Annotated in this window: 19 protein-coding genes; 10 read left to right on the top strand and 9 right to left on the bottom strand. The window is 37.6% G+C overall.

Annotation, left to right across the window (positions count from 1 at the left end; translation table 11 throughout):
• Positions 1-89: 89 nt before the first annotated feature.
• Together H4J61_RS15195 and H4J61_RS15190 are read right to left on the bottom strand one after the other, a co-directional pair.
• Entirely contained in the window at positions 90-989 is a 900-nt protein-coding gene (locus tag H4J61_RS15195) for an ABC transporter ATP-binding protein (protein ID WP_182185901.1), read from the bottom strand.
• Positions 986-1,801: a hypothetical protein gene (locus H4J61_RS15190; protein WP_182185899.1), complete on the bottom strand. Its 816-nt coding sequence runs from the start codon at positions 1,799-1,801 to the stop codon at positions 986-988. Before H4J61_RS15190 ends, H4J61_RS15195 begins: the two co-directional genes overlap by 4 nt.
• A gap of 233 nt (positions 1,802-2,034) precedes the next feature.
• Here H4J61_RS15190 and xdp1 point away from each other — a divergent pair, with 233 nt between their 5' ends.
• Positions 2,035-2,838 (top strand): exosortase-dependent surface protein XDP1, encoded by an 804-nt coding sequence (gene xdp1, locus H4J61_RS15185; RefSeq protein WP_182185897.1) that lies wholly within the window; start codon positions 2,035-2,037, stop codon positions 2,836-2,838.
• Positions 2,839-2,964: 126 nt separating this feature from the next.
• Complete coding sequence (locus H4J61_RS15180) at positions 2,965-5,772, top strand: tetratricopeptide repeat protein (RefSeq protein WP_182185895.1); 2,808 nt, start codon at positions 2,965-2,967, stop codon at positions 5,770-5,772.
• 303 nt (positions 5,773-6,075) lie between these two features.
• Here H4J61_RS15180 and H4J61_RS15175 read toward each other — a convergent pair whose 3' ends face one another.
• From H4J61_RS15175 to H4J61_RS15150, 6 genes are all read right to left on the bottom strand, one after another.
• The gene (locus H4J61_RS15175; RefSeq protein WP_182185893.1) at positions 6,076-8,484 is read right to left on the bottom strand and encodes a DUF748 domain-containing protein; all 2,409 of its coding nucleotides are present in this window, start codon (positions 8,482-8,484) and stop codon (positions 6,076-6,078) included.
• Positions 8,485-8,638: 154 nt separating this feature from the next.
• The gene (locus H4J61_RS15170; protein WP_259363366.1) at positions 8,639-9,310 is read right to left on the bottom strand and encodes a DUF2959 domain-containing protein; all 672 of its coding nucleotides are present in this window, start codon (positions 9,308-9,310) and stop codon (positions 8,639-8,641) included.
• Positions 9,307-9,537: a hypothetical protein gene (locus H4J61_RS15165; protein ID WP_182137753.1), complete on the bottom strand. Its 231-nt coding sequence runs from the start codon at positions 9,535-9,537 to the stop codon at positions 9,307-9,309. Before H4J61_RS15165 ends, H4J61_RS15170 begins: the two co-directional genes overlap by 4 nt.
• Positions 9,538-9,940: 403 nt before the next feature.
• Complete coding sequence (locus H4J61_RS15160; protein ID WP_182185890.1) at positions 9,941-11,257, bottom strand: outer membrane protein transport protein; 1,317 nt, start codon at positions 11,255-11,257, stop codon at positions 9,941-9,943.
• A gap of 408 nt (positions 11,258-11,665) precedes the next feature.
• A complete protein-coding gene (locus H4J61_RS15155; RefSeq protein WP_182185888.1) occupies positions 11,666-13,465 on the bottom strand; it encodes an alpha-amylase family glycosyl hydrolase in 1,800 nt (599 codons plus the stop codon).
• A 19-nt stretch (positions 13,466-13,484) separates the two neighbouring features.
• Positions 13,485-15,146, bottom strand: coding sequence for an alpha-glucosidase (locus H4J61_RS15150; protein WP_182185886.1), 1,662 nt, complete (start codon positions 15,144-15,146; stop codon positions 13,485-13,487).
• A 523-nt stretch (positions 15,147-15,669) separates the two neighbouring features.
• On the opposite strand from H4J61_RS15150, the gene H4J61_RS15145 reads away from it, so the two are divergent.
• Together H4J61_RS15145 and H4J61_RS15140 are read left to right on the top strand one after the other, a co-directional pair.
• Positions 15,670-18,171, top strand: coding sequence for a TIM-barrel domain-containing protein (locus H4J61_RS15145; RefSeq protein ID WP_182185883.1), 2,502 nt, complete (start codon positions 15,670-15,672; stop codon positions 18,169-18,171).
• Between the two features lie 150 nt (positions 18,172-18,321).
• On the top strand, positions 18,322-19,854 hold the full coding sequence (locus H4J61_RS15140) for an MFS transporter (protein ID WP_182185881.1): 1,533 nt from the start codon (positions 18,322-18,324) through the stop codon (positions 19,852-19,854).
• A gap of 65 nt (positions 19,855-19,919) precedes the next feature.
• On the opposite strand, the gene H4J61_RS15135 is transcribed toward H4J61_RS15140, so the two are convergent.
• A complete protein-coding gene (locus H4J61_RS15135) occupies positions 19,920-20,942 on the bottom strand; it encodes a LacI family DNA-binding transcriptional regulator (RefSeq protein ID WP_182185879.1) in 1,023 nt (340 codons plus the stop codon).
• An 857-nt stretch (positions 20,943-21,799) separates the two neighbouring features.
• Between H4J61_RS15135 and H4J61_RS15130 the strand changes: the two genes are divergently transcribed.
• From H4J61_RS15130 to H4J61_RS15105, 6 genes are all read left to right on the top strand, one after another.
• Positions 21,800-22,942, top strand: a complete 1,143-nt coding sequence (locus tag H4J61_RS15130) for a serine hydrolase (protein WP_182185877.1) — start codon at positions 21,800-21,802, stop codon at positions 22,940-22,942.
• A 210-nt stretch (positions 22,943-23,152) separates the two neighbouring features.
• Positions 23,153-23,428, top strand: coding sequence for a hypothetical protein (locus tag H4J61_RS15125; RefSeq protein ID WP_182185875.1), 276 nt, complete (start codon positions 23,153-23,155; stop codon positions 23,426-23,428).
• Positions 23,429-23,549: 121 nt separating this feature from the next.
• The gene (locus tag H4J61_RS15120) at positions 23,550-23,819 is read left to right on the top strand and encodes a hypothetical protein (protein WP_259363364.1); all 270 of its coding nucleotides are present in this window, start codon (positions 23,550-23,552) and stop codon (positions 23,817-23,819) included.
• A 39-nt stretch (positions 23,820-23,858) separates the two neighbouring features.
• Positions 23,859-24,245, top strand: coding sequence for a hypothetical protein (locus H4J61_RS15115; protein ID WP_182185870.1), 387 nt, complete (start codon positions 23,859-23,861; stop codon positions 24,243-24,245).
• Positions 24,246-24,324: 79 nt separating this feature from the next.
• Entirely contained in the window at positions 24,325-24,783 is a 459-nt protein-coding gene (locus H4J61_RS15110) for a DUF4440 domain-containing protein (protein WP_182185868.1), read from the top strand.
• A 97-nt stretch (positions 24,784-24,880) separates the two neighbouring features.
• The gene (locus tag H4J61_RS15105; RefSeq protein WP_182185866.1) at positions 24,881-25,432 is read left to right on the top strand and encodes a GNAT family N-acetyltransferase; all 552 of its coding nucleotides are present in this window, start codon (positions 24,881-24,883) and stop codon (positions 25,430-25,432) included.
• Positions 25,433-25,542 lie beyond the last annotated feature (110 nt).

The following is a 25,542-nucleotide window of genomic DNA, read 5'->3' as shown; positions in this document are numbered from 1 at the left end:
GGAAATGGTCTTTATCTATTTACCCTTAACGAGGTAAGTGAGTAGTACAACAGTGATATTCCCATCAAAAAATTTCAGATGTTTTTTCGTTAAAACAATTGGTTTTCAAGTGTTTTACCATTAATAAGTTGAGTATAAGACCAATTATTGCTTGCTAAAGCCGTTAATAAATTCATTTCAATACTTAGCTTACCTTGCTCATTACTGATGGTAAGTAAGTATTCTTTATCTTGTGTCATAGCCACCTGACTAACCCCAGGAATTTGTAATATTACCGGTATAATTTCTGGATAAATTTGTTTCATTCTCAGCGTTAAAAATCCAGCACTGTCATTATTATTCAGCGTTTGATGCTGTTTTAACTGACCATTATCGAGATAAAGCACCTGATCACATAGTCGCTCAAGTTCACTCAGATCATGAGAGCTTAAAATAAAGTTAACGTCGCTGGCATGCTCACTAACAATAGCGCGTATCTCTCTAGCATTAGCAGGGTCAAGCCCAGCGGTTGCTTCATCTAACATGACAATTTCCGGGCTACCTAATAAGGCTTGCGCTATGGTTGCGCGTTTTCGCATACCGTGCGATAACTCACTTGGTAGGCTAGTTAATGCATCCGACAAACCTACCATGTCTAAAACCCTAGCCGTATCTTTTTTAGCCAACTTGTTGCTCATACCTTGTAAGCGAGCATAAAAGTTTAATTGCATCGCAATCGTAAACCTAGGGTCTAATTGGGCATCTTGGGGCAAGGCTGACAAACGCCCAAACAGCGCTGAATTTCCAGGGGCATGTCCTAATATACTAATCTTGCCTGATGATGGCTGAATATAGCCACATAACAAGCTGAACAAAGTGGTTTTACCTGCACCATTAGGGCCCACTAAAGCCACTGGCGCACCTTTTTCTAAGGAAAACTCAACCTTGTTTAGGGCTGTTTTATCTCCATATCGTTTCGTGACTTGTTGAACATCGATAATTAAACTCATAGTGATGCCCTCTTCATCAGGAAATGGCTGGTCATTAATAACAAAGTGGTCTGTATTAAAGGTAATAAATATTGGCTAGTTACCATGTTATTTTGCGATAAAATACTGCTTATTTGCTCACCTGGAAACAGCCAGTTTAGATAAAAAACTTGGCCAAATTGATATTGAATAAAAGCAAGCACCAAGGGGCCTAAAGCAAAAAATAATGTGGCGGCAACTATCGCCAGTCGCGCTGAATTAACCAAGTTATTAAGCAATGCCATTAAGGCAATAAACGGCATAACAACAATTAATAATTCTAAAGATAATTTAGCACCTATCTGTAGGCTGGCCGATAAAAGTGTTACATCTCGCACACTGGCTAATACAGTTGTCGCTATTGAGGTCAGCAATATTAATATCGCTATAATAAGCAGCTGACCTAAATAACGCCCTAATACTAACTCGGCTCGGGTTGTTCTTAGGGTGATAAACCTTAATGTGCCACGATGCTTATCTGAACAAAACTGATCGCTACAGACCAATAAAGCAAAGCTTGGGAAAAAATATACCGCCACCAACCAATAAATAGCGTATTCAGCGACCGGCCAATCTAACAGTGCCGTTAGTCCCAGAGCACCAAACAGTTGCGACGCCATGCTTTCAAATGAAGGCGAAATAACCATTGAAGACGCAGAGCCAACAAAATAATACAAGATAATAAACCAGATTGTGGCAAAGGCTGATAACGCCAATAAGCCACGCTTAGTGGTAAACAAACGTAAAAGTTCAAAAGTAACTAAGCACCAAATTCTCGAGCAACTTATCTTCACATCACACCATAATAACTGTTATTTTTTAATAGATTAAAGTTAAAAGCAGTGAAATGCGAGTCATTAGTATAAATACCTTAAAATATTGTCAGCTTTTTTTACAGTTCAAAAAAAACATAAACATAACTAACTGTAAGTAAAGAACAAAGTATATCGGCCTGCTTTTTGCTTAACGCGTTGTATATGTCGAAAATATTAATATACATTTAATAAAGAATTATAGGAGTAGATTAATGAGGTATTCGTTCACAAGGCTAATGATGGCAGGATTGTTATTACTCTCTGGGTCTGCATTAGCAAGTACCACAACCGCAGGTTTTGGTCACGTAAATGAAACAAGAAGTAACTTTAATCAGTTTGATGTTAACGTCGATGGCGTAACTATTAATGTCTCTGGCTGGTCTGATACCGCTAATTTATCAACCGATCGTAGTCAAGACAGTGCAATTAAACGCGCTGTAGATTTTGATAAATTTAATGGTGGTTGGTCTATGCAAAATCAAGACGAACAACATGGTGGTTACTGCAATACATACAGCCATTCTGCAGATAATTTTGGTACTTGTGGTTATAAAGACTATGACTTCTTTCTATTGTCTTTTTCTGAAGCAGTATCATTAGTCAGTGCAAGCTATAGCTGGATAGCAAAAAGTGCAAGCCAAACCCAAGTCAGTGTAGCAGCGTTAGATAATTCAGTGTTGACTAATTTTAACAGTTTAAATAACAAAACTTGGGCTGGCTTAGCAAGTGGCCATACCCTAAAGTCAGATTATGCTCAAGTCGAAAATGCTAGTGGTTATTACTCAAATTTTCATGGTAATACTCAGGACCAGTATTCAACTATGTGGTTAATTGGCGCATTAAATTCTGTATTTGGTGGTAATGCCGCATGGGAAGGTAATGATGGAATGAAGCTATCTGGTGTTTCTTTCAGCAAATCAGCTAGTGATCCAGCGCAAGTACCTGAGCCTAATACGATAGTCATGTTTTTAATCGCGTTAATCTGCTTAGTGCGTTTTGGTAAACGCCGCACTTAACCCTGATCAATAAAAAAGATGGCTTTGACCATCTTTTTTTCATTTCTGCTCGCGTATTATTTTTACTAAAAATTCTATTATAAAATTTTCAATATCAACACTACTTTTAAAGAAACCCGAGGTACTATGCGCTATACCGTTTTAATATTGTCAATGATGGTCATTCCTTTTAGTTATGCAAGTTATGCCAGTTATGACTATGAAAAAGCCCACATCGCATTTAATGCCAGTGAAATAGAAGCGGCTTATATACATCTAAAAAATGCTTTAAAAAATACGCCTGATGACTTACCCAGCCAATTATTAATGGCAAAAATACTACTACAAAAGCATCATTACACTGACAGCGCAAGCTTATATCAAGAAGCGTTAAGCAATGGTGCCGACATCAATTTAATATTAAATGAATTAGCTAACGCATTGATGTTATCTAAACAATACCAACAAGTGGTTGCATTAAACGATTTAGGAAAGTTAGATAACAACAACCACTTACAATGGTTATTATTAGCTGCTAATGCCTATAGTGCTTTAGGCGAAATAGAAAAAACCAACTTATATGTACAACAAGCCTATGTGATAGCGCCAGATAACATTAAGGTACTACAAAGCCTCTCCACTCATTTTTTAGCGCAAAAAAAACACCTCCAAGCAAATGAAAAAATAACCCACCTGTTATCTTTATTTCCTGAAGATGCAAAAGGTTGGTATTTGCAAGGGCAATTACACATAGCCAAATTTGAATATAAGCAGGCCTTAATCGCATTGGAAAAAGCCTATCAGCTTGCGCCATTAGACCCCTTTATTCAACGTACACTTGCTAATGTATATACCGGTGAAAATCGTATAAATGATGCCTTAAGCATTATTAATTTAGTGCTAAAAAATAGCCCTGAAGACCCCTTCGCACTCTTACTAAAAAGCCGACTGCTATCAAATAACCATCAAGAAGCAGAGTCTCGCTTAATTTTAGACGACATCAGCAATCGCTTATCTTTACTGAGTGATGAAGACAAGCAAAGTAATCAGTCGTTGCTCTATGTCGCTAGTGTCAGTGCTTATGTCAAAGGGGATTTTGAGCTAGCACAAACACAACTGCAAGCTTATCTAAAGGATAATTCAGACGACTTATTTGCCATTAATTTACTAGTCTCTATCTATATAAGCCAAGGGCAGTGGTCTAAAGCACAAACGACACTTGAAAATAAGCCAGCGTTAATTAAAAATGATCTAAAATTATCACTGCAGTTAGTAGAAATATACCTGAAAAAAAATAAACTCTTTAAAGCTGAACAAATGTTAAATAATTTGCCTGTTCACTTTCAAAAAACAGCTGACTATCTTAGTGCAGAAGCGCTATTGTTAACTCGTCTTAACCAATCAACTAGCGCTTTAGCCTTACTTGATAGTGCGCTCGACCTAGATGCACATCCAAAATTACTGATCACCAAAGCGCTAATTTTAAAAGAAAATAATAATATTGCTGCTGCAATGCTTATCGCAGATAACTTACTGATAACTGATGTAAACAATAGTGATTACTTAAAATTGAAATCTACACTGCTTTTAGCACAAAACAAATGGCTTGAAGCATTAACCATTATTGAACAAATTTTAGTGATAAAACCCAATGATTATACCAGCCTTTTCAATAAAGCTTCTGCCCTTGCCTTAGTGAATCAACTCGCGCCAGCGTTAACTATTTGTCATGACTTATTAGCACGCACCCCCAATGCAAGTCAGGTATTAATATTGCAAGCAAAAATCAATCGAGATTTGGGCGAAGTTGACCACGCCATTGCAACACTTGTTCAGCTGTTACAAAAAGAACAAAGCAACATCTCTGCATTGGAGACTTTGCTGTATATTTATATTAGCCAGCAAAAGAACATAGCGGCAATGAGTTTATTGGATCAATTAACCAAGTTAAGTTTTTTAAATCCTAAATATGTACGCTTAAAAGCGCAAGTTTACTTAGCCTTAAAAGAACAAGACAACAGCAACAAGCAAATAGATATATTATCGAGTTTGGCAAAGTCTTCACAAGACTTTTATGCGTTAGCCGAACTTCAAGCTAAAGCAAACATGTTAGTCGCAAGTAAGGTGAGTCTTGAGCAAGCTCTTTCTACCCTAGAGGGTAACTCAGCTGATAAACTTAACATTGAATTTGCGCTGGTTAATATAAATTTAATTTTGCAAGATTATGTTGTAAGCAACAAGCTTTTAAATAGCATTGAACAACAACATCCAAAAAATAGTCTTACGGCACTACTTCGTGGCCATTATTATTATGCCCAACAACAATTTCTACCCGCTCAAGCGTATTACTTTAAAACCTTAATACTTGATAAGAAAAATACCCAAGCATTAATCAAACTCTATCAACTCGCGCAGCTAAATATAAAAAATGATGAATTTATTCAGCTGGTAACTGCACTGCTGGAAGATTTTCCTGACTACCATTTAGCGCGCAATTTACTTGCTGATCATTATTTAAATAATGTCAATTTATTAGCCGCTAAGCCACACTACGAAAAACTGGCTAGCGTTAAATCGCTAGAAAATCAGGCGGCGATATTAAATAATTTAGCCAATATTTTACAATTTGAAGATTTGGAATCAGCTAGGTTTTACGCAAAGCAAGCCGTTGAGATTAACTCGACGTCAGCCGCATTTTCAGATACTTATGCTTGGATCATCGCTCAACAAGGCGATTATGACTTAGCCTTAAACCTACTACGAAATGCTTATGCTATGGACTCAAACAACCCAAGTATTACTTATCATTTAGCCTTCATATTGACCAAGCTTGAACGTAACAAAGAAGCATTAACCGTACTTAAAAAAAGCTTAGATAACACATCAATATTTAGTGAAAGAGTACAAGCTGAAAAACTTTTTCAACGTTTAACTCAAGCCACAAGTCAATCGTAAGCATTAATTAAAAGCAAAAAATTCGGCGTATTAGCCGAATTTTTAACACACAAGTACGAGAGATTTCGCTCTGTTGCAGCAACTGTTGTAGCAGTTATTGTCGTATCAATTTAAGCTGGTCTTGCCTTATACTTGTGTTGTATGCGAAGAAACTAACCATAGAATAACTATGGCACTTCTTGCTATCCCTTTATACTTGATGCTTGATGCTGTTATAAAATAACAGCCCTACTTTTTTTATAAACACTAAAGTTAGACTCATTTGATTAATTAAGTGAACGACTTATTAAGCAAGTAAATAACCTAAATAACAAACTTTATACGTGGTTTAGCCCCGTTTGAAGTGTCTATTTGTGGCGTACAAAACAAAAGCCGTGCTGAAGGAACTTTTAATTGCTCAACCATGTGCGCTTTAAATATCTCCACACGTTGTTGCGATAGTATATTTAAGCGCGCTATGTTTTCTGGCTGATGCGCTTGTGAAGCATCAGTCAATGCAATATCGCTCGCGGTTGCTACAGCACAAAGCTTAACATTAACCTTGTCTCTATCGGCAAGCATCACAGACATTTGGCGACTAAATTCCAGTTGTTCCGTATTCAATTCAGTTGCGCTGGCCGGATAAGTTAAGTCGTTTATTCTTAGTTTAAGGGCAAATTCACCTGCTGCCATGGCAACTTTCATCACACTGGCATAAGGGACAAACGTGGTGATCAAATAATCTTTTGCCGCTGACATCGTCGCCTGTTTAACCAATAACGTTAACAAGCCTGACAAGCCAAATGAAGGTGAACTGGTATCGCCAGTGAGTGGTAGCGACAAGGCTACATTACCATCAGAGTCTTTTAACATACCCAAAGCAACATTAAATGGCACACTAAATTGCTCTTTTATCACACCTCTTTCATGATCATCCGCTGAAGTGAACTCTATACCTCGAAGTAATAAATCAATATCACCATTCAGTTGCTTACCCGTCAAGGCGGCTTTAAGCGTTATATCAAGTTGGCCACTTTCAATCTCGTATTGTAAAGCCTCTTTAATATAGCTAGAAATACCCGGTAAACTCACCTCTTTAACCACAGCATCTAGCGTGAACTTCTGCTGGGGAGCAAAGGGTAAGCCTCGCCCTTTTAGGTCAAAACTAGCATATTTATCGCTTTTTCCTTGTATATTAAGCACAACTTCCTGCTCAGGCTTGCCACTATCAACATCTGACAAAAGCAAATGAGTAATGTTAACCTTGCGCTCATAATACGGCATAACACTAGTATCTTTAAAGTCTATCTGTGCGCCATCAAGCAAGCTAAACTGCCCTAGTCTAAATATAGGCTTAACAGGTTTATTCGTTTCATCAACTACCAGCTCTTGTGTAACAAGCTCATTATCAGCCGTTTTACTTTCTTGCTCAGTGCCAAGTGTTTTTGTATCCTCGTTATTTGCAAGCGCAACCAGTGTCGCCAATTGCTTTTCTTTATCTAATAAAACATTAGCCACAAGTCCGGATAACGTCATATTATTAACGGCGATAAGCTCAGGCGTATACTCAATATTATTTACCGACAAGCTATTAAAGGCGGCTAATGCTGGCATATTTTGTTGCCTATTTTTTGAAAACTCACTGTTAGCCACTTGCACATTTTCAATCGTTACTTTAGCCATGTTTTGCTGGTATTGAAGGGCAATATTATTGGCTGATACATTTGCTATTTCAGCTAAGAGCGCATTATTCTCTTTCGATTTTGCCGCAAGCCCTTCAATAACATAATTCAACATGACATCAACATTGATGGGTTTATTTGGCTGTAATAACACCGCTAAATCTTGCACTTGAATTTTTTGACGCTTAATAGCTAGAGCAATATTATTTTGCTCGACATGCAGATCATCAACTGAGGCTATTAGGTCACTAGTATTGACTGATGTTTGCTCATTGCTGATAACAATATCCATTTTACTGGCAAAACTTACTTTGCCATCAAATGCTGATATAGAACTAGGCAAAAAAGTTTTTGCTGAACTTAAGGCAATATTTTTCGCATTCAAATCTATACTAATTTGGCCTTGTTGTTTCAACAAACGACCATCTAAAGCAACTTCTATCAGTGCGCCATTTAAATGGCTGACTAAATTTAATTTAATCTCTTGTTCATTTTGTGCAAGTAAAATGTTCTGTAAAGAAAAGGAATCTAATTGAATGTTATGTGTTTGTGAAAAATGCACTAATTCGATGTGAGCATCGGTCAAAGTAAATTCAGGGATAATAACTTGATAAGGAAAGTCAGTGCTTGCTTGCTCTGTTTCTGCTTCTGTTGCTAACGGCGGTGAATTTTCGCTACGTAATTCAATACCAGCAACATTGAGTGACGACTCATTGACCGTAACAGGAATAAATAGGCCATTGACCGTAAATTCGGCAACATAAATTTTATCAAACAATAACTGATGTAAATGTAATTCTGCGTTCAGACTTTGCAGTTTAAGTGCGCTGCTTTGCTGATTAGTCTTAACTTCTAAATGACTAATAGTTAAATGAGCTGTAAATGGGTTATAGCGAATACTAGATGCAGAAGTTAGCAATAAAGGCTTTGGCAGTCCATAGGTATTGAGAGCATAACGAATTATAATCGGTGAGAGTAACCAAATAAGACCATAAAGGAGAATAAAGCTAATAACTAAAATTTGACTAAGGCGTTTAAAATAACGACCCATGTTGGATTCCTATACGTTGAAGAAATAACACAGAGCTATACACAAAGTAGTTTGCTTATGCTCCTGTTTTACATGATTAATTATATATAATAAAAAGACAAAAAAACTATCGCAATGTGAGTACCATGGTCGGTAAAATAAAAAGCTTCACAAGCTATTCTGCTTTTAACAAATTGATGAATTGCTGTGATTGCGCTATCGCTTTACTCATTTCTGACACTAAAGATTCAACATCGCGTTTAATAGTTTTATACTCGCCTTGTAAGGCGCCAATAGCCTGCGCATTTAAATTATGTTTGAGATATAAACTATTATCTTTTAAGGCTGATAACACAGGTGCCATTCCGTCTTTAGCTCGGTACATCGACTTAATTAAACTTTGGTAATTACGCTCGGTTTTTCTCAGTTTTTGCTGGCTTTTTTGCTTTAAGCTATTACTTGAATATTGTTGAATTTCTTCATTCCATTCAGCAAACAGCGCATCGGCAACGCTTTCAATAGCATCAATACGAGAAGCCACTTCTTCAGCCGAAGCTTTACTGGCTTGATATTGGTCATTGACCAATTCATATTGCGTAGTTAAATCACCACCGTCGTAATTTATCAATTGAGATAGCTGCTCTAATGCCGATTGGAACTGTTGCTGAGCATCTTCTTGAGCGCCTTGGGCGTTTTCAACTCGATCGAGCATAATATCGCGCTTATGCACACCCACTTTTTCCATGGCAGAATAATAAGCCGATTGACAACCAACCAGCAACACTAGGGCAATAACAACCAAGTATAATCTTGATACTGCGCTATTTTGCGTTTTTAATGTTTTCAAAATCTGTTACCGCTGGAGAATTTTGCCGCGTCAATAATTGCCCACAAGTGTGTAATAAGTGCGAAGGCAATCGGAAAGATTAACCATGAAAGTGCCCAGAAAATACTGGCGAAAACAAAAAACAAAATAGCAGGCAGTAAACGCCCTTGCACCAATTGGCCTAAACCTGGAATAAAAAAACTGCATATCGCTGCTAAAACATTACCGCCAGAACCTTGTTGTGCCATAAAAACCTCTTAAATGTAGAATATTTGTCACTGGAATATCGTGTTATTGTCAAAAGTATAGCATTACATTAATCTGTAAGCTGCTGTTATTAAGTCGACATAATGTAAATAAATAAGATCGAACGTTTAGCCAAAACAGCGAATATTTTAGGTCAACGTCCAACTGTTATTGAAAGTTTATTTTAAATCAAAGTAATAGCATAAAGCTATTTTACTCATACCAGCATCAAAGGTTAGAACCCGTATCAATAATGGAGACTTACCTTAAGTATAAAAAAACCAATCGTCTACACGATTGGCTTTAACTGAAGCACTGTTTAGCTGATATAAAGCTAAAAAAACGCTTTAAACTACCGGTAAATAAGGTGAATGTTTAATTAACTGCGCAAAACACCTTATCACCTTAAAAGCTTTTGTTGTACTGCACGGCCAACAGCAAGGCGTTACCTTCTGAGCTAAAGCTCCAGTCTTTATTACCAACAAATGCACTAAGTGATTCAGGTAATTGACCTAATAAAGCATCTTCTTCAGTGACCACGACATTATCGCCGTTAATATATGAAATACCAAAATCGATGCTCTCAGTGCTACTTAACTGATATGTAGCGCCAGCGCTGTACCATAATCGGTCACTATCAGGTATTGAAATTGAACGATAGTCTTCAGCAGCAGATTGGTCAAACGCAACACCAAGTCTTAACGCGAGTACTGGATTAACATCATAGGTTGCGCCTAAAGCAAAGCGATAGCTATCTTCAAAATTCTCTTGCTTTTCAAACGCTAGTTCATTGCCGGCATAGGCTTCAAGTTTTTCAAAACTCGACCATTGCGTATACATAATGCTGTAATGTGTAGCCCATTGCGGTGTAACTTGATGAAAACCTGAAAACTCTGACACGGCTGGCATATCTACCGATAAGCTAGCAGCAGTTTCCGGTACTGCAAGTCCAGAAAATTCGCCTTCAAATGCAAGCTCTACTTTACTACGATAAGAAAGCGCAAATCGGTGATCTTCATTGATTTCATAAACAACACCGGCATTCCAACCATAACCAAAATCATCACCTGCCATATTAACAATTTCAGTACTGGTTGGTACTGGTGCAACAAGAGTACCAACGCCAGGAATGGTAACACCCGCTTTTAACACGCTGCCTGCATGCCTAATTAATTCAGCCTCACCGTAGACTAGGTTCATACCTAAACCTAGACTAAGCTGTGCATTGACACGGTATGAGCCACTGATATTAGCGTTGACCGTTTTCAGGTCGGTTTTACCACCAATCGAGCCAGCAGCATAATCGTTGTCGTATTCACTTTTAAGGCCAAAATTTGAATTAATGCCAATACCATAAGCAAAAGTATCATTGACCGGGTTAATAAAATACATGGCTGGAATAATAGCGGTTGGTACCACGCCATCTTGGTCAAGTTGACTAACATCGTAGTCTGCGCCAAGCATATCGGGTGCATCCATACCTTTAATATTGACACCGGGATCGATATACGTGGCTGCTAATGAAAAAGAGCTTTTGTCGAATAAGGCCATGGCTGCTGGGTTGCGCGCTAAAACAGCCGCGTCGTCGGCGATCACTGAATCACCAGCAAATGCACGACCTAAGCCAGAAGCACTGGTTTCATTTAACTGAAAAGAAGCTGAATAGCTGTTAAACGTTGCCAATGTGATGGCAGCGGCAAGTATTGATTTTTGTAATGTCATATTAGTTCTCGGAAATTATGGGGAATAAAATATTTATCGTGTTGTAAAGAGTGGATTAAATACTGAGGAAACACACGATAATACCCGAAAAAAAGTATTCGCCTTGTTAAGAAGTGTAACGCGATGATCAAAAAAAAATTTCATAAGCTGTGTTCAAGATGATAGTGAAAATACTGAAAACATAAATAACAGCACTATAATCGCCGAATTGAACCGCTAATTGGATTGTGAGAAGAGAACCACGAATATCGTGATCCCTATTGTAGCGTTAATCATTCAGATACCTGCCTTGTTAATGCATGCCTGGTTAAAGGCATAAACAACCGTCGGTTTAGTTATCGGCTGTCTAAGGTATCGTCAGTAAGGTCAGTAAAAGGTTGAGATAAAAGTTGCTAACCTGATGGTAGGTTATGGCAACTGATAAATAGCAAAGCTTAATGGGGCTATTTTATCATCGCCTTGGCTATCGGCTGATAAATAAAGCCGCTTCGCATGCTTATCGTTATAAATACCGCTATTAAGTACCTTAAGTGATTTAACCTGATCGGCGGTATTAAAAACAATCAGTAAAGTTTGCTCTTTTTCTTGTTCATTTAACGAAAAGGTATGTGAGCGCGTAATAGCAAAAACACCGGGTTTACCTTGCGCGTATACCGTACTTTGTTTGCCAAAACGTAACGCCGGGTATTGCTGGTATAACTCGGCATACTGAGAAAATTTCTGATAAAACAAGTGGCTGGTATCAAAATTATCATCTGCAGTCGTATGATTGCTTGCCAGTAAATCATCATTATTATAACTCACCACTTGAGATGGCATCATGTCTTGGCGTGAGGCTTGATCACCACCATCGCCAACAAAACCTTGCTCATCACCATAATAAATAACCGGCACACCACGACTAAAATACAACATGGCGTGGGCTAACAAATTTCGTTGAATTTGCTCTGCTTCGCTGTAGTTATAGTCACTTTCTTTTAAGGTATAAGCAAAGCGCCCCATGTCGTGATTACCAGTAAAGTTAACCAGTTGGTTTGCATTAGTATTTTCAATATCCTGATGCGACGTTTGGTATAAATAATCTTGAGCAAATAATTTTGCGAGCACGTCAGTACCTTTTTGCTCAACCAAGGTTTGTTGAAGTGCACCTTGTAGCGCAAAATCTAAAACTGATTGCAGCTTTCCCTCTACGGTAAAAGGGCTTAGCAGCTCAGGCTCAAAGCTATAGACTTCGCCATACATAAAAAAGTTATCAATACCTTGTGTTTTGGCATGTGCTATTAAGGCAGGTGAAAACGTTTGCCAAAAAGCCATATTAACGTGTTTTACTGTATCAATACGAAAGCCGTCAGGTTTAAACTCATCAATAATAGCCGTGTAAATATCAATCATGCCTTTAACCACTTTCTCACTATTGGTATCAACATCATCAAGACCGGCAAAGTCACCACGAATGGCGCTTTCACCTACCCAATTAGAATCACCTTGATTATGGTAAACATCAACACGATTAAGCCATGCTGGTGTTTTAAGGTTTTCACTACCTGTTGGAATAAACGCTGTATAGGTATCGCCTTGTGCAAGTTGTGCTAGTGACTTAAACGGGCAGTTTTTATCTTCAAGCAGCCAAGTTAAGCCATCACTGCTGTGACATTCTTTATACTTAATAACATCAGCTGTGTGGTTGGTAATAATATCGAAAAATACTTTAATATTGCGCTCGTGGGCTTTATCAATAAAGTTTTTTAATGCTGCATTCGTGCCTAAATGCGGGTCTATCTCACTAAAATCTACAATCCAATAACCGTGATAACCTGAACTGCCGTTTTGCACCGCCTGATTGCGTAATACCGGTGTTAACCAAATAGCGCTTATGCCCATATTATCAAGGTAAGGTAATTTCTCTGTAAGCCCGGCTAAATCACCACCGTGATACATACCTTTATTTTTTTTATCAAAGCCACCACGTGATATAGCACGTTTATTATCATTTGCTGCTGCGCCTAAATCATTACTTTTATCGCCATTGTAAAATCGGTCTGGTAAGACAAAGTAAAAAATTTCATCCTGAAATTCTCGTTGTTGATAAGGCGCTAATTTAACTGCTTTTGCCGTAAATTTTTCACTGACTTCGCCAGCATATACTTTTACATTAACCACTAAGGTTAGCGCGCATAAACTGCAAAGGGATAACAATTTTATCATCATTTATATTCTCTATATCACGTTATAACGAAGCATAAAAACAGCCAAAAGCAGGTAAAATTATTCTGCTATCAAGCGTTTTACCGTCAACAGTTTTGCCCTTAATAACCTGAGCGGTTGTTAAGTTATGATCGCTTAGCGCTAAGAGTTCATCGCTGAATAAATCAAGTGAGAACGCTTGAGTTTGATCGCTAAAATTAAAACACACCAAGAGTTTTTCAACGCTATCTTGTCGGATAAAAGCCAGTATCGGCTCTGGCGAATCAACAAAAGTAATATCACCATAAAGCAATGCACTGTGTTGTTTACGCCACTGGGTAAAATGACGATAACTATTGAGCACTGAGTCTGCTGAACTGTCTTGTAAATTCACCGATTTTTCTTGATGTTCAACCGCCACAGGTAACCAAGGCTTAGCTTGGCTAAAACCGGCATTAATTTCATCATGTTGCCATGGATGCGGCGTACGACAACCATCACGTCCTTTAAATTGCGGCCAAAAAGTAATACCGTAAGGGTCTTGAATATCTTCAAAAGCAATATCAGCTTCAGTTAAGCCAAGCTCTTCCCCTTGAAAACTACAGACACTACCGCGTAAAGAGGAAATCATGGCGAATAGCATTTTAGCTAAATCAGCATTTTGCGCTGCATTTTGGCTTTTTCCCCAACGACTGATCACCCGTTGCACGTCATGATTTGAAATCGCCCAACAAGGCCAACCATCAGACACACGCTCTTCAAGCGTTTGTACAACTTGCTTAATGTAAGTAGCGGAAAATTCATCGGTCAGTAAATCAAAACTGTAGCCCATATGTAATCTATGATCACCTTGGGTATATTCTGCCATGGTTTTTAATGAGTCTTCTGAAGATATTTCACCTAAAGTGACGGTGCCAGGGTATTGATCTAATAAGGTTCGAATAGATTCAATAAAAACTAAGTTTTCATCTTGGGTGTTATTAAAATAATGATATTGATAAGCATAAGGATTTTTTTCATCAAAGCCGATACTTTGTCTTAACGCTTTTGGTTTAGCCGGATTGTCACGCAGTTGAGCATCATGAAAACAAAAGTTTATCGCATCTAACCTAAAACCATCAACACCGCGCTTTAACCAAAATTCAACATTATCAAGCACAGCTTTTCGCACTTTTGGCTGATGAAAATTAAGATCTGGCTGGCTAGTTAAAAAGTTATGCAAATAATATTGCTGACGACGAGGCTCCCATGTCCAACCGCTACCACCAAAAATAGATAACCAATTATTAGGCGCGGTACCGTCTTCTTTAGCATCAGCCCAAACATACCAGTCAGATTTATCATTGCTTTGGTCTTCACGGCTATCAATAAACCATTGATGCTGATCTGATGTATGGCTCAACACTTGATCTATCATGATTTTAATATTGCGTTCATGTGCTTTAGCAATTAATTCATCAAAATCGGCTAAAGTACCAAAAATAGCATCAACATCACGATAATCACTAATATCATAGCCAAAGTCTTTCATGGGTGATTTAAAAAATGGCGAGATCCAAATAGCATCAACGCCTAAACTAGCAATGTAATCTAACTTACTGATTATACCAGGTAAATCACCGATACCATCTTGATTACTATCATAGAAGCTGCGCGGATAAATTTGATAAATTACTGCACCACGCCACCACATTTGTTCACTCATTATAAAACTCCAGGCTGTATTTTGAATTCATTTAAGACACTAAAAATAGGGTTATTACTTGCTCTTGAATTCTCTCTTTATTATTACAGCATAAGAATACGCAATTCATTTGGTGGGGAATAGCCTTTGCATACGTATGCATTGATTTTCCTTAATTTTGCATACGTATGTAGTAGATTGTGGGGGGAATATTTACCCATGACTTATACCCGACCTGCTCGACATAAAGTGATCAGCTAAAACTTACGAGCTAAACTTTACGAGCTGAACTTTACTAGCTGAACTTTACTAGCTGAAAATATAGCCCGACATAACACCATGTCTTTGCCTATTAACCTAGTGATGACTAATAACATAATATAACTAACACAAGCTTGCATACGTATTCAAAGTGCTGTGTTAGCTTGAGTCAGGTTATTATCCTTGTTATTAGATAAAAAATTCAATAAAGGGCTTTATCTTGCGTTCACTTTTACTGATAAAAAGTACTTGTCTATTTGTACTCTTATTCGCGCTCCAAACCATGGCAAGCGAAAAAAATAGCTACCTAAACCATCAACTAAAAGATCAAAGCTTAGTGATCACCACAACACTAGGACCCTTGACCTTAAGTGCCTATAGCGACTATGCGATTGAAGCACATTATCAATATAAAAATAAACGCAATGATGCCGCATTTTTACCTTCGTTCGCCATTAAAGAACAGGCCCGAAAGCAAAGTTTTTTGGTCAGCGAAAATCCACAGCAACTGATACTCTCTGCTGGAAAACTTAACGCGGTCATTAATAAATCGCCTTTTAGCATTAGTTATTATCAAGGCGACAAACTATTAGTTTCAGAAGAAGCCGGATTTTTTCTCAGTACGGCGGCAGAAGATAATCAAGCGTATAATGTGCAAGGCTTTCGTTTTAAGTTAAGTGAAAACGAAAAGCTCTTGGGTGGTGGTGAACGGGTATTAGGTATGGATAGGCGTGGTCATCGTATGCCGTTATATAATCGCGCACATTACGGTTATGAAACCCAATCAAACCAAATGAATTTCAGTTTACCTGCCGTATTCTCGAGTAATAAATACATTTTGTTATTTGATAACTCAGCAAAAGGTTGGATGGATTTAGGCAAGTCAGAACAAAACATTATGCAATTTGAAGCGGTATCAGGTCGCATGTCTTATCTGGTTTTTGCTGGCAAGACTTATCCTGAACTTATCAATAATTATGTTGATGTTGCCGGTAAGCAACCCATGCCACCACGCTGGGCGCTAGGTAACTATGCCTCGCGTTTTGGCTATCGCACTGAACAAGAAGTACGAGATACGGTTAATAAATTTATCGACTTAGACTTTCCTCTTGATGCGTTAATACTCGATTTATACTGGTTTGGTAAAGACATTCAAGGCCACATGGGTAACTTAGCATGGGATAAAGCCGCCTTTCCCACCCCAACAAAAATGATCAGTGACCTTAAAGCGCAAGGTGTGAACACCATACTAATCACCGAGCCGTTTGTACTGACCAGCTCGAAAAAATGGGCTGATGCCGAAAAAAGTCAGGCTTTAGCTAAAAACATTGACGGTAACGCCAAGCGTTTTGACTTTTACTTTGGCAATACCGGCTTAGTCGATGTCTTTAGCGATAAAGGAAAAACCTGGTTCAATAGCATATATAAAACCTTATATCAGCAAGGTGTAACGGGTTGGTGGGGTGATTTAGGTGAGCCAGAGGTTCACCCTAGTGACATTTTACATACCTTAAGCGACGGTAACGTGGTAAATGGCGATGCTATTCATAATGTTTATGGTCATCAGTGGGCTAAAATGGTTTTTGAAAATCAGCTCAGCTTAGCGCCCAACGAGCGGCCATTTATTTTGATGCGTTCAGGTTTTGCCGGTTCACAACGCTATGGCATGATCCCATGGACTGGTGATGTCAGTCGCGCTTGGGGCGGATTAAAACCCCAAGTAGAGCTTAGCCTACAAATGGGTGTGTTAGGCATGGGTTATACCCATTCAGATTTAGGTGGCTTTGCCGGTGGTGAAACTTTTAATAAAGAGCTGTATATTCGCTGGTTACAATACGGCGTATTTCAACCGATTTACCGTCCACATGCACAAGATAATATAGCGCCAGAAGTCGTATTTCATGATAATGAAACCCAAGATATTTTGCGAAAATTTATCAAGCTCAGATATAACTTACTGCCTTACAATTACACCTTAGCCTATCAAAATAGCACCACAGGTATGCCATTAATGCGCCCGCTATTTTTTGCTAATGAGCTTAATGAAACGACTGTATATAAGCGTGATGGCGCGCTTAAAGATAAGTCTGAAAATGAGCTTGAAAACGAAAGAAGCCTAAGCTTAATGGACAATGCGACCAGTTATTTTTGGGGCGATGCTTTTTTAGTAACACCCATTGTAGATGCTGGCGTAAAATCAGTATTAATACCTTTACCCAAAGGCGTTTGGTTTGATTACTTCACCGATAAAAAGTATCAAGGCGAGCAGACCATTTCTTTAGCCACTAACCTAGACACCCTGCCTGTATTGGTTCGCGCGGGTGCGTTTATTCCCATGATTGACGATATTCAATCAACCCAAGATTACGATAGCAGCCAACTAAAGCTACATTATTACGCCGATGATTCAGTTAAGCGTAGTGCAGGAGAAATGTATGAAGATGATGGTAAAAGCTTCCAGTCATTATCAAAAAAACAGTATGAAATATTACATTTTAGCGCCAAGCAGAATAATCTCAACAAGCATGACTCAGGAGAAAAAAATATCGTATTTTCCTTTAATCGCACCGGTGAAGGTTACCCTAACATGCCAGAAAACAGGCAGATGTCATTAATCATTCATCATTGGCTTACTATGCCTAAAAACATCACGCTTGCAGGTAAAAAATTGCCAATAGGCCCTAATACAGAAGAGTCTGAGGTTTATTGGCATAAAACAGCAAAGACACTAACAGTGAAATTTAATTGGCAACACCAACCATTAACGCTCCGTATAGATAATTAAGTAAAATACAACTAAATGGTAACGTTAATACAAAAAACACCATTTTATTATACCGCTGAATACGTATGTAGGAGATAGCTGTTCAGCATTATTATGAGTATATTTAGATTATTAAACTCGCTAAAATCATTAATTATAAGAGTCCGCTACATGACCACAACTGATGCCGATACTAATAAAAGTATCAATGAACATATAAATAAAAATAAAAACACCCCTACCGCTCATCAAAAACCCCGCCTTAATTTTTGGCAAATATGGAACGTAAGTTTTGGTTTTTTAGGCGTGCAGTTTGGCTTTGCTTTACAAAATGCCAATGCCAGCCGAATACTTTCAGACTTAGGGGCTGATCTACACTCTTTATCGTTATTTTGGTTAGTCGCGCCCATTATGGGATTGTTAATTCAACCCATAGTAGGCGCCGCATCAGACAAAACCTGGAATCGTCTAGGTCGACGTAATCCTTACATTTTAGCGGGCGGATTTGCGGCGGCTATTGGCATGCTATTAATGCCAAATTCAGCAACCTTAGCTAGCTTTATTACGCCCTTATTTTTTGGCGCTATGATGCTAGCCTTAATGGATGCGTCGTTCAATTTAGCCTTTCAGCCGTTCCGCGCTTTGGTATCTGACATGGTGCCCGCTGAGCAGCGTAATATTGGCTATTCAATCCAATCTTTTTTAATTAATATTGGTGCCGTTTTTGGCTCCATACTGCCCTTCGTGCTGACCAATGTTGTTGGCCTAGAAAACACTGCTACCAGCGCAGGGTCAGTTGCCCCTTCCGTTATTTGGGCCTTTTATATTGGCGCCTCAGTCATGCTAGGATCAGTATTGTGGACAGTATTTAGAACCAAAGAATATGCCCCGGGCACTCATGGCTTAGCCCCATTAGAACAAAGCGATACTGAGCAGACTCTTAGCGATAAATTGACTGAATTTTTTGGCCTAATGAAAACCATGCCAAGTACCATGAAGCAATTAGCCTTGGTACAATTTTTCTCTTGGTTTGCATTATTTATTATGTGGGTTTATACCATGCCAGCTATCGCTCAGCATATTTGGGGTATTGAGGCCAAATGGTTTGACCCAGATTATTTAGCGTCTATCGGTACCATACCTGCACATATTGCTAACGCAAAAGGCAGCGCTGGAGATTGGGTGGGCATCATTTTCGCTGCTTACTCTTTTTTTGCCGCGATAGCCTCATTATTTATGGCTAAAGTAGCCAGTAAAATTGGTCGTAAGCTAACATACTCGGTCTCGTTACTTGCCGGTGGTATAGGTTACTTAAGTATTATGCTGATGCAAAATCCTGAGTTAATCATGGTCAACTTAGGGATCACTCAAATTGAAGTGCCACAAGGCGCAGTAGACTTGTTCTTACCTATGGTAGGTATTGGTATTGCTTGGGCGGCAATACTAGCCATGCCATACGCCATTTTAGCTGGCTCATTACCCGTGAAACAAACAGGCGTTTATATGGGAATATTTAACTTCACCATTGCTGCGCCTCAAATTGTTTCAGGTATTTTTGCTGGCTGGATATTAACCGCCGTTTTTGATAACCAAGCGGTTTACATTATAATGATGGCGGGTGTCTCAATGATATTAGCGGCTCTGTCGGTCTATTTTGTCAAAGATGGTACCGAGGATAAAATAGCAAGCCAAAATGCTGACTAACCATTTAAGCGCAGCGTTACGGATATTAACTATTAGGCTTTATGCTAATAGTTAATATCCAGTAGTTAATAGCCAGAGGATTTTCTAATCACTAATTCTGGCGTTATTAAGGTCGTTGAAGTCTCTTTACCATTAATTGAGTCAAGCAAGGTGTTTACTAATAGTTCGCCGGCTATTTGAGTATCTTGCTTAACCGTTGTTAAAGGTGGAAAGGTAAAACTAGCAATGGCAATATCATCAAAGCCAACAACAGCCACTTGCTCAGGTATGTTGATATCACGTTCTTTAAGTGCTCTCATCGCGCCAATGGCAATTAAATCGCTAGCCGCACAAATTGCATCAAATTCTTGCCCACTTGCTATCAATTCACAAGCCGCCTTGTAACCTGCCTCTTCAGTGTAAAAGGCATTAAACTGCATGTTAGTGTTCACTACTAAGTTATTATCTTTTAGTGCTTGGCAATGGCCTTTATAGCGATCGAAAAATTCAGGCGCATGACTAGAGGCACTGCCTAAAAAAGCAAAGTGTTTTCTTCCTTGCTTAATCACATGCTCAGTAATCTCTCTGCCACCAAGAAAATTATCACAACCTATAGAGACCACAGGTAAGTTTTTAACTTCTGCACCCCAGCGCACAAAGTGTGTTCCTTGTTCGCTCAATTTAATTAACTTTTCTTCATAATCAACGTAATCGCCATAGCCCAATAATATCAGGCCGTCTGCTTTATTACTGTCTTCAAAATCTGCGTGCCAGTCATTACTCGATTGTTGAAAAGAGACTAATAAATCATAACCTTTATGTGCGCAAGCTCTCGTTATGCTACCTAACATAGAAAGGAAAAAAGGATTAATCGCTGAATTGTCATTGGTGGGGTCTTCAAATAATAACAAGGCAATAGTGTCACAATGCTGTGAGCGTAAGTTGCTGGCATTTTTATCTACTTTGTAATTTAATGCTTTAGCAATAGCCTGAATTTTTTGTCGAGTTTCTGCATTAACTAAAGGACTATTGCGTAGTGCTCTAGAAACTGTTGACTGAGAAACACCGGCTTGATAGGCGATATCAAAAGAAGTAGCTTTTTCTTTCACTTGGATAATCTCTAAAAAATATGTTTAAAAAACAATGTCTTTAAAGGGATATTTAAAGGTGTATTTAAAAACGAAGATAATGAGAATATACCTGAGCAAGTAACAGATGTATATAGTGTATTTAGCGCGCAAACGTCATAACCAGATCATTATAAATTCTGCCTATGATTGATAATAATATCCCTGTAAAAATGTTAATACCATGGCAAGCATGATGGCTTTTCTCAATAGTATTAATACTAAGAAAACAACAAAGCTCATCAGCAAATTATTGATTTAATTGCGCCTGTAACAGATTTTGTTACAGGCTCATTAACTTATACAGACAATATTGCTTCAATAGTAAAAATAACATCTTTGATGATACCGCAGCGCTAATGGATGATAAATAAATTCTCTATGGCGTTTTGTACACAAAGCAGCATAAAAGAATAACAATTTTTGTCACCATTAAAAGTCGATACAAGCATCAATTAAGCATAATTTAGCTAGGTAAAAGGTCGTTCATCATAAAACTGCTAATGCTAATTTGTCTGCATTACTGACATTGCAGTTAAAAATTTTGCCATATATTTTTTTTGAATTATCTATTAGCGTAAACGATGTAATGCCCTTTTATATGGAAGTCAGTATGATTTTTTCGAGGTGTGTTGCTAAGGCGTCTTAGTAACACACCCTAATATACATGTGATTTAGCATTACTAGTTTCTAATGCTTTGAAAGTACCGGACATTAATGTTAATTTAATGTTACTTTTGGCGAGTGTGATGCTTAAACGCATACATACATATATAAGCTGTTATGCAGAAAATTAAGATTTGGCAATAGTCGCCAACTTTACTAAAACGAGATAAATCATGATAAAAAAGTTAGCTTTCCTTTCTTTATTCCTTATTCCACCAGTATTCGCTCAGACTACTCTAGTAGATAAGCTTAAAATCGAACAACAAGTTAAAAGCTTTATGGCTAAGGAAAATATTCCGGCAATAGCTGTTGGCATTATTCAACAAGGAAAAGTTGTGTTTACATCTGGACTAGGTGTAAGAGATAGAGAAACTAAGCAAGCAATAAACTCCAAAACGTTATTTCAAATTGGCTCTCAGTCGAAAGTATTAACCAGTATTATTACATTGGAGCTCATTGATAAGGGGGAGCTTAAGCTAACTGACCGTGTTATTGACCTTTTACCCGATGCTTTCCCAAAAAACTCTCTGTCAAAGTTTGAATCATTAACGATTGAACATTTATTGACACATCGTTCTGGTTTACCAAATTATCCCAAAAACGTCACTAGGATTGATGGTGATGCATTTTTAGGTGGTTATGATGAAAAAATGCTATTAAGTGCATTAAAAGTGATGAAATTAAGCTTTAAAGTGAATGAAAAATGGGACTATTCAAACTTTAATTACGCCCTACTTGGATATGTCTTGAGCAAAGTGACAAATAAAAATTATGCTCAATTAGTTAAATATTATATTTCTGATAAATATGAGCTTCCAAACACACTGGTAAATTTATCTGAAAGCCAAAAGAACACTCAACAAGCTTTTCCTTACAGAAAAGATGATCGCCAAGTTCTGACTAAGCCATGGGATATGGGATTGTTAACGCCACATGGCGGTGTTTACTCAAGCATTGATGATATGGCTCATCTTATGGTGTTACAAATGAAGGCATACTCGTTATTTAGTAAAAGTGGAGAGAACTCACCGCTCGTTTCAACTCAAATAAAATATGATACGAAATTTACTCAGGGTGGTGAGAAATACCCTGGATTAAGCTATGGCCTTGGAATGTTTGAAGCAAGTAATCAGTTTCCTCTGTTTTCTGAAACAGTATTGTTTCACGGTGGCGATTTAGATGGTTATGGCTGTGAGTATTTATTTTCTCCAGAATATGGTGTTGGAGTAGTTATGTTAACTTCAAGTGGTGGAGGTAAGTTTGTCAACTTTGGCAGACAAATGATGAGAGAATTATTAGAGATAAGCGTTAAATAATAAAAGATTAACATTGAAAATAATTGTCTAAATAACCTCAAATATTTTCTAGCATAACGAGTTAAATGAAAAGAAGTATTTACGTTTACTTTTTACATAACAAGGTATTACAGTAAGACAAATAACAGTTGGCTGTTTGCTCCTGCGTCGCTTATTTTAGCCAACATAGTATTTGCCTCTTAATGAGGCGTTAGTGCACATGGAGTTTGTATGTTCTCGAAAGTTTCAGTAAAAATTATCATAATCTCATGTTTAGTTTCTTTAGGTGGTTGCTCAACAACTAAGCCAACGAATGTTGCATGTGATTTTGTTGTCGGTGCGGGTGATAATGCAATCGAAAGACATGAGAATAAAAACAAGAGTGGCACTCACGGAAACAAGATTAAAAACAATCGAAATTCAGATACTCTTGAAGGCATTTTAAATATTTTTGGTGGCATGCTTACACGAAGCTTAAACAATGACTCAAGTAAGAAGTGCACATAAGCAATTCAACCGGACTAAAAACAGTGGGCTGTTCGCTTCGCTTTCATTTTAGATCACAATTTTTAGCCTATTAATGCTTAATGGGGCGTTATGTGTCATTCAAATATGGACGTTAAATCAAATGAAAGATGATCAATTTAAAGTTTGGGAATCAACGCGAACAAAAGGGAAATTAAATTTTGTGCTATTTACCGGTGTCTTATCTTGGGGCTTACCAATGTTTATTTTTATGGCTTTTATGAATAAGCCTTTTTCTGATGGCTTCACATCGAAATCCGCCATTATTCATTATATAGTTTGGCCATTAGCTGGAGTGTTGTTTGGTGTATTAACTTGGTTTATGTCGGAACGAAAGTATAAAAAAGAACTAGCCAGTCGAAGTATCACTTAGTATCACTTAGTATCAAGGTGCTTAAACGGATAGAGTTGAATGAATCCAGATTATACGAAATATACTCTTGTAGAGTTGTACGATGTTAAAGATAACATTGATAAAGAGTGTTATCCCGAACGATACGATTTATTATTAAATGAAATAAGAAAGCGAGAAAAAAATCCTGAGAATAAACCTGAACCTCGGAAACTTATTAATAAAAAAGATAAAGCTTACCTTAAAATTTTTTTAATGTTTCTTTGTATTCCTTTTTTTTCATGGCAATTAATTAATGCATATAAATATGGTGTAATTCATTCCAAAAATGATCATGTTTTACACCTTAATTCAGACCCTATAGGGTTTTATGTGGTTGTTTTAATTCATGCTAGTTGTCTTGTGATAGCTTTGAACACTGTGTTTAAAGGCTTGAGCGCTAAGTAGTAGCTAAGAAATTAAACAGGGAAAAAAACAGTTGGCTGTAATTTAGGCGTTATACGTATGCTGTAGGAATCGAGGTTATATGAAAAAATTAAATATATTTTTATTTGTATTTTTATCAATGCAATCATTGGCTAATGAAGCTCCTTTGGAGGACAGAATGAAAGTTCTTGATACAGAGCTTTTTGAATTTTTTAACAACTGTCAGAGCCCTAGAGAGTTAAAAAAATATGCTAGTTATTTCTCTCCAGATTTAGAGTTTTATCACGATAACGGTGGTGTTACTTGGGATCGGAAAAGTATGATCTCAAATACTAAAAAAAACGCATGCGGTAACTACACTCGTAAACTTGTAGCAGGTTCCTTCAAAGCCTATCCAATTAATCAGTTTGGTGCAATCACTGAAGGTGTTCACATTTTTTGTGAAACTAAAACTAAAAAATGCGAAGGAAAATCTGATTTTGTTATGGTTTGGCGTAATCTAAATAATAAATGGGAAATTACTCGAGCATTGAGTTACGGGCACCGTGAAAATAAATAAAATACGTATAACAAAATATAGTTGGCTTTTTGTTCACTACGCTCACTAATATTAGCCAACTATATTATTGCCCGTTAACAGGCGTTGAGTATTACATTTGAGCATTAATCTCCGACCACTAAATCAAAATGACGATAACTACTCGAAGGTTATCGATCTGTATAAGAAAGCGTTTACCACCGCTCAACGTATTCCCACCTGGATCCTTAAATTTAAACTGAGAAAAGATAAGGTAGGCTTTAACGTTCTTTATGCAGATGATACTTGGATAGGTCTCATTTACACCACTGAGTTTAAAGACATTATATTGGTACACTTTTTAGCTATATCGGAATCTTTTCGCTCAGGTGGGTATGGCAGTAAAGTGATGGATTCAATGAAAGTTATGCACTCAGGAAAAAGAATTGTACTCAACATTGAGAAACTTGATAAGCAAGAAAAAAACTTCGAACAAAGGATCAAGCGTAAAGCTTTTTATGAAAAAAACGGATTCAGTTCATCAGGGTATTTTGTGAAAGAACCAGGAGAAAAACTTGAGATGCTTATCTTTGGCGGCAGTATCAGTAAAGAAGAGATAGAAGCAATGTACAAGAATCTCTTTGGTAGCATTATTGGCTTCTTGCTTAGACCTAAAATAATAAATACATGATGCATCCCTTTGTTGCCACGTACTCATAACAAGCGACCCAAGCAGGACAAAAAAACAACTGGTTTTGCTCCTGCATTGCTTATTTTAGCCAACAATTTTTTGCCTCTTAA

This window comes from Colwellia sp. MB3u-4 (assembly GCF_014077065.1).
In the GTDB taxonomy this organism is placed as follows: Bacteria; Pseudomonadota; Gammaproteobacteria; order Enterobacterales; family Alteromonadaceae; genus Cognaticolwellia.
Note: the sequence above shows the minus strand (reverse complement) of the source record. Positions and strands in the feature narration are given on the sequence as shown.